A 4,239-nucleotide genomic window follows, 5' to 3' on the forward strand; every position below is an offset into this window, starting at 1 on the left:
GCGGCGGTTCACGCAAGGCATAGGCGACGATTACCCCTGGCAGGATGAAGACGTGCTTGGTCGCATGGTCGAAGCGGGCAATTGCCAGATATTCCTTAAGGCTTGCCCGGGGCGGTGAGATCGCGGCAGCTGGTTTACATCCGTCTGCGTACATGGGTTTGCCCTCCGGTTTTCGGTGCCTGCGACACGAGTGTCACTTGGTCGTTTTGGGCATCACGTAGATACGGCCATCTGCCTCGGTTGCGACGGTGACGAGCGAAAGATGCTGTTTCAGTTCGGCTTCGCTGACGAGATAGAAACGCCAGTCGATGGCGTCGAAGATCGCAACATAGGAATGCTCTTTGGTCAGACTGTCGCGCAGCGTTTGCAGCTGTCTCTCGTACGGATTGGCTGGGTTGTCGCGGCCCGTTCGCAACTGTATGCGTTCCGGAAGGGAATGGGATTCTCGTCTCAGCACATAGGCGATGACGTCGGCCCCATTGCTGTAGATCGATGCATCCGCCGGCAGTTGTCGCAGCGCCTGCATTGTCGGGGAGTTCGCCCATTCGCGGCTGGCATAGCCGACCCCCGAACGATACGCCTCGGACGATCGCACGGCCGTGCGGATCGCGTGGCCGCCGAACACCAGAACGGCGAAGCAGACAAGCCCGTAATGGAGCAGCTTCACCATCCCCTTGGCGTCGTCAACATGGGCTAGAACGATGGTGAGCATCAGAACGGTGGTCACGTAGACCGGAAAGGCGTAGCGGCCACTCAAAGACAGATTCGCTTCAACCGAAGTCGAAAGAACCATGAAACCCAGGTAAAAGAAGAAAAACAGTCCGAAAAGGGTGGGCAGCAGAGCATCGCTCGCCTTGGCCTGTCCCGCGTGCAGCAGCGTTACACGGGCCTGACGGAAAGTCAGGTAGGCGGCGGCGGCAGCAAATGCGCTAAGCAACAAAACGCGGGCTGAGAAAGGCACCTCGTCGGGCAGCAGCCATGCCGTCATCGCCCCAAGGCTTTTCAGCCACTCGCTGGCCCCCATATTGCCGTAAAACCAGAGTGCGCGACCAATGGAACGGTCGGCGATGACCTCACTCATCACCACCCAGCAGAGGAAGATCGCCGTGCTCACCACCGCGAAAATAGTGGCGTCGACGAAGCGGCGGGACAATGTGTGTCGAGGATTGAGAAGAAGGCATACAGCGATCGCTGCGCCAAGCGGCGGCGCGGTGAAGCGCACGAGCGTCGTAAGACCGAGCAGGACGGCGCTTGCCTTCAGCCATGTCCTGTCGTCGGTCTCGAAATAGCGTAGCAGCGCAAGCACGGTGACCAGGAGGAAAAACAGGAACGGCGGTTCTGACATCGCAAGGGAATGAAGCGTCACGAACTGAGGGGCAAGCGTGATGATCGCGGTCCCAGCGGCGGCATAGATGTATTTGCCGCTAGCCCGCACCAGCAGATGCCAGATCAGGATCGTGTTCGCACAGACGAAGAATAGACCGATTGCTTTTGCTCCGACTGGCAGGTCGACCCCGGTCGCGGAAACTCCTGTCAGCAGCCATGCATAGAGCGGTGCATCGTAGGGCCGCTCGCTGATCCCCATATAGCGCAAGCTGTCGGGATATATTCCGATGCCGTAGCGTGTGTTGATCAGAAATAGAACAAGCGAAGCCAGCGAAAAGAAAGCCACGCCGGCCCAATAGAGCCGACTCCCAAGACCGATACCTGATGTCCAGCGGCTCTCGGTCGAATTGAGGATGTAACCATCCATGGTCTAAGCCCCCATCGCAGACTCTGCGCGCCGCCTTCAGGCGATGCCCTTGAAGACGCGCTTTATGTTTTTCGCTACGAAGCGAACAGTCGCATCGCCCAGTCCTCGGGAAAGAATGTCGTCCAGCGCCGCGATGAGCTTGTCGATTTGCTTTTCCCGCACAACAAAGGGCGGCATGAAATGCAGGATGTCCCGCGCGCCCGGCTGGAAATGCACCAGAATGTCGTGCCGGTCGTAGAGCTCGCGGACAAGAGCGCCGATCAACACCGTCTGATAGGTCTGGAACAGCGGATTTCTATCGATGTCCACCAGCTTTTCCGCCAGGCCTTGATGAAAGTTCAAACGGATCGCCTGAAACATTCCGCGTCCGCGCACATCGAGAACGTGTTTCGGGTGCTTTGTTTTCAGCCGCTGAAGGCCCTTGGACAGGTAGTCACCCATCCTCTCGGCGTTTTCGATTAACCGCTCGTCTTGCAGGATATTAAGCGTCTCAATCGCGACGGCGCAGCTTTCGCCAAGTCCGCTGAAGCTGGAACTGTGCAGATTGCAATCCTGTTTGTTGCCGTAAGCCCGATCGAACAAAACTTGCGAGGTGACCATGGCAGCCACCTCCCGTTTGCCGCCGCCGAGGGTCTTGGCAAGCGTCACGATGTCGGGAACGGCAGCCTCATGCTGGAAAGCGCAGAACCTGCCGCTTCGCCCCATGCCGACCTTTACCTCGTCGAAGATGGACAGGATATCGTTGTCCCGGCAATGCTGAACGAATTCGGTCAAATAACCAGCGGGAGGGATTTCGCAGGAGGTACCCCGAATTGTCTCGACGATCGCGGCAATAATAGAATTGCCGCCGCTGCCATCCGTCTCTGCGCTGATCGCCTCTCGCAGTGAACCGATGTCGCCATACCTGGCATAAATGACGTTTTCCTTCGGCACGCCCAAAAGGAATCCCGATTGCACGTCGGTCGCGGTCGTTAGGGAGAGCGCCCCGTGGGTTTTGCCGTGAAACGCGCCCTGCATGCAGAGGAATTTCTTCTTGCCTTTGGGAGTCTGCACGCGCTCGCTCAGCTTCATTGCTGCCTCATTCGCTTCGGCGCCTGAGACTGCGAGAAATGAGACGGCTAATGGCGCCGGCAGGAATCGCGACAGGTTATACGCAAGCGCGCCCTGCAATTTGTGCGGCGCGACCTTGATGCAGTCGACGATCTTGCGCTCATGGCATTTGCGCTCCGCCTCAATAATGCGCGGATGGTTGTGCCCGAGGCCCAGCACGCCGAGACCCGCGGAAAAGTCGAGGAGCGTACGGCCATCATTCAGCCAGATCTCGACTCCCCGCGCGCCCTTCATATCCATATCCTTCAGTCCAAGGATATCGAAGAGCTGAAGCATATATTTATTCAAATGTTCGGAATAGAGTCTATTTGCCGAATTATTGTCGAGGTCAAAGCTCTGTTCAAGGGAAAGCAATGATCTTTCATTGTTGATTTCGGGACTATTTTGCGCCTCCGCAACACGGATCATATTCAATTTTCATACTCCCAAGCATCCGGCAATTTAGAATATTACCATGAGCAGAAGCGCTCGGCTATTTAACGAATTATATAGATCTGGCTTTATAGAGCCGGCGGCCATGATCGCCCGCCAAAGATCGTTGGCCCTCATTGGCGCCTCGATCCGCGACGCACGGGCGCAGCTGAAGGGGAAACCGGAGACGGAGTAGCAGCCGGGATTTGCGGGCCGGTGGCCACTTGGTACAAGGTGTCCGCCGGTTGAACGTCAACTTTTGACTCCGAGCTGACTCACGCACGGCGCGACGTGAACGACCGCATTGCGCCTTATCTCGGTCGTAGAGCCGCGCCAGGGCCATGGGTAGTTTCCCAAGTTGCCACCGGCGCGTCTGATAGGACGCAGCCGGCCGATCTGGACAGCTGGACAGCGCCGGCCGGCCGCGTGCATCGATAGGCGCGTGTCGCTTACTGACGAACGCGGATGATCGTCTTCCCCGAACGTCGCTTGGTCGGGTTGAAGGCGGAAACGGCATCGTCGAGGGTCGAGATGTTGCTGATGTTCGTCCGCAGTCGTCCGTCCCGCACCCGCTGGACGATCTCAGTTAGTTGAGCACGATCGGACTCGACAACGAAGTCGACCGCCAGGCCATTGGCGGGCCGCGCGTCGGGCGGCCCGACGACGGTCACCAGTGTTCCGCCGGCTCGAATCAGGCCTGCGGACCGCTTCTGTATGTTGCCGCCGATGACATCGAACACCAGATCGACGTTGCCGACGTCTTCCAGGGCGTCGTTATCGAGGTCGACGAACTCGTTCGCGCCAAAGTCGAGAGCCTTCTGACGGTCGGCGGCGCGTCCGGTGCCGATGACGTAGGCGCCGGCCTCACGTGCGAGTTGCGTCACCATCGAACCGACTGCGCCGGCCGCGCCGTGCGCAAGGACGCTCTGCCCCGCCTGAAGGCGGGGCAGAGCGTCCTTGCGCAC

Annotated in this window: 3 protein-coding genes; all 3 read right to left on the reverse strand. The window is 58.7% G+C overall.

Translation table 11 applies throughout. From position 1 onward, the window contains the following. Positions 1 to 193 precede the first annotated feature (193 nt). Positions 194 to 1,753: a glycosyltransferase family 39 protein gene (locus tag EN935_RS24620; RefSeq protein WP_127262226.1), complete on the reverse strand. Its 1,560-nt coding sequence runs from the start codon at positions 1,751 to 1,753 to the stop codon at positions 194 to 196. 36 nt (positions 1,754 to 1,789) lie between these two features. Further along, positions 1,790 to 3,271 (reverse strand): aspartate aminotransferase family protein, encoded by a 1,482-nt coding sequence (locus EN935_RS24625; protein ID WP_245468593.1) that lies wholly within the window; start codon positions 3,269 to 3,271, stop codon positions 1,790 to 1,792. A gap of 452 nt (positions 3,272 to 3,723) precedes the next feature. Then, positions 3,724 to 4,239, reverse strand: a 516-nt coding sequence (locus EN935_RS24630) for a zinc-binding dehydrogenase (protein ID WP_164771313.1), incomplete at its 5' end; no start/stop codon positions are given.

Source organism: Mesorhizobium sp. M7D.F.Ca.US.004.03.1.1, from assembly GCF_003998635.1.
In the GTDB taxonomy this organism is placed as follows: Bacteria; Pseudomonadota; Alphaproteobacteria; order Rhizobiales; family Rhizobiaceae; genus Mesorhizobium; species Mesorhizobium loti.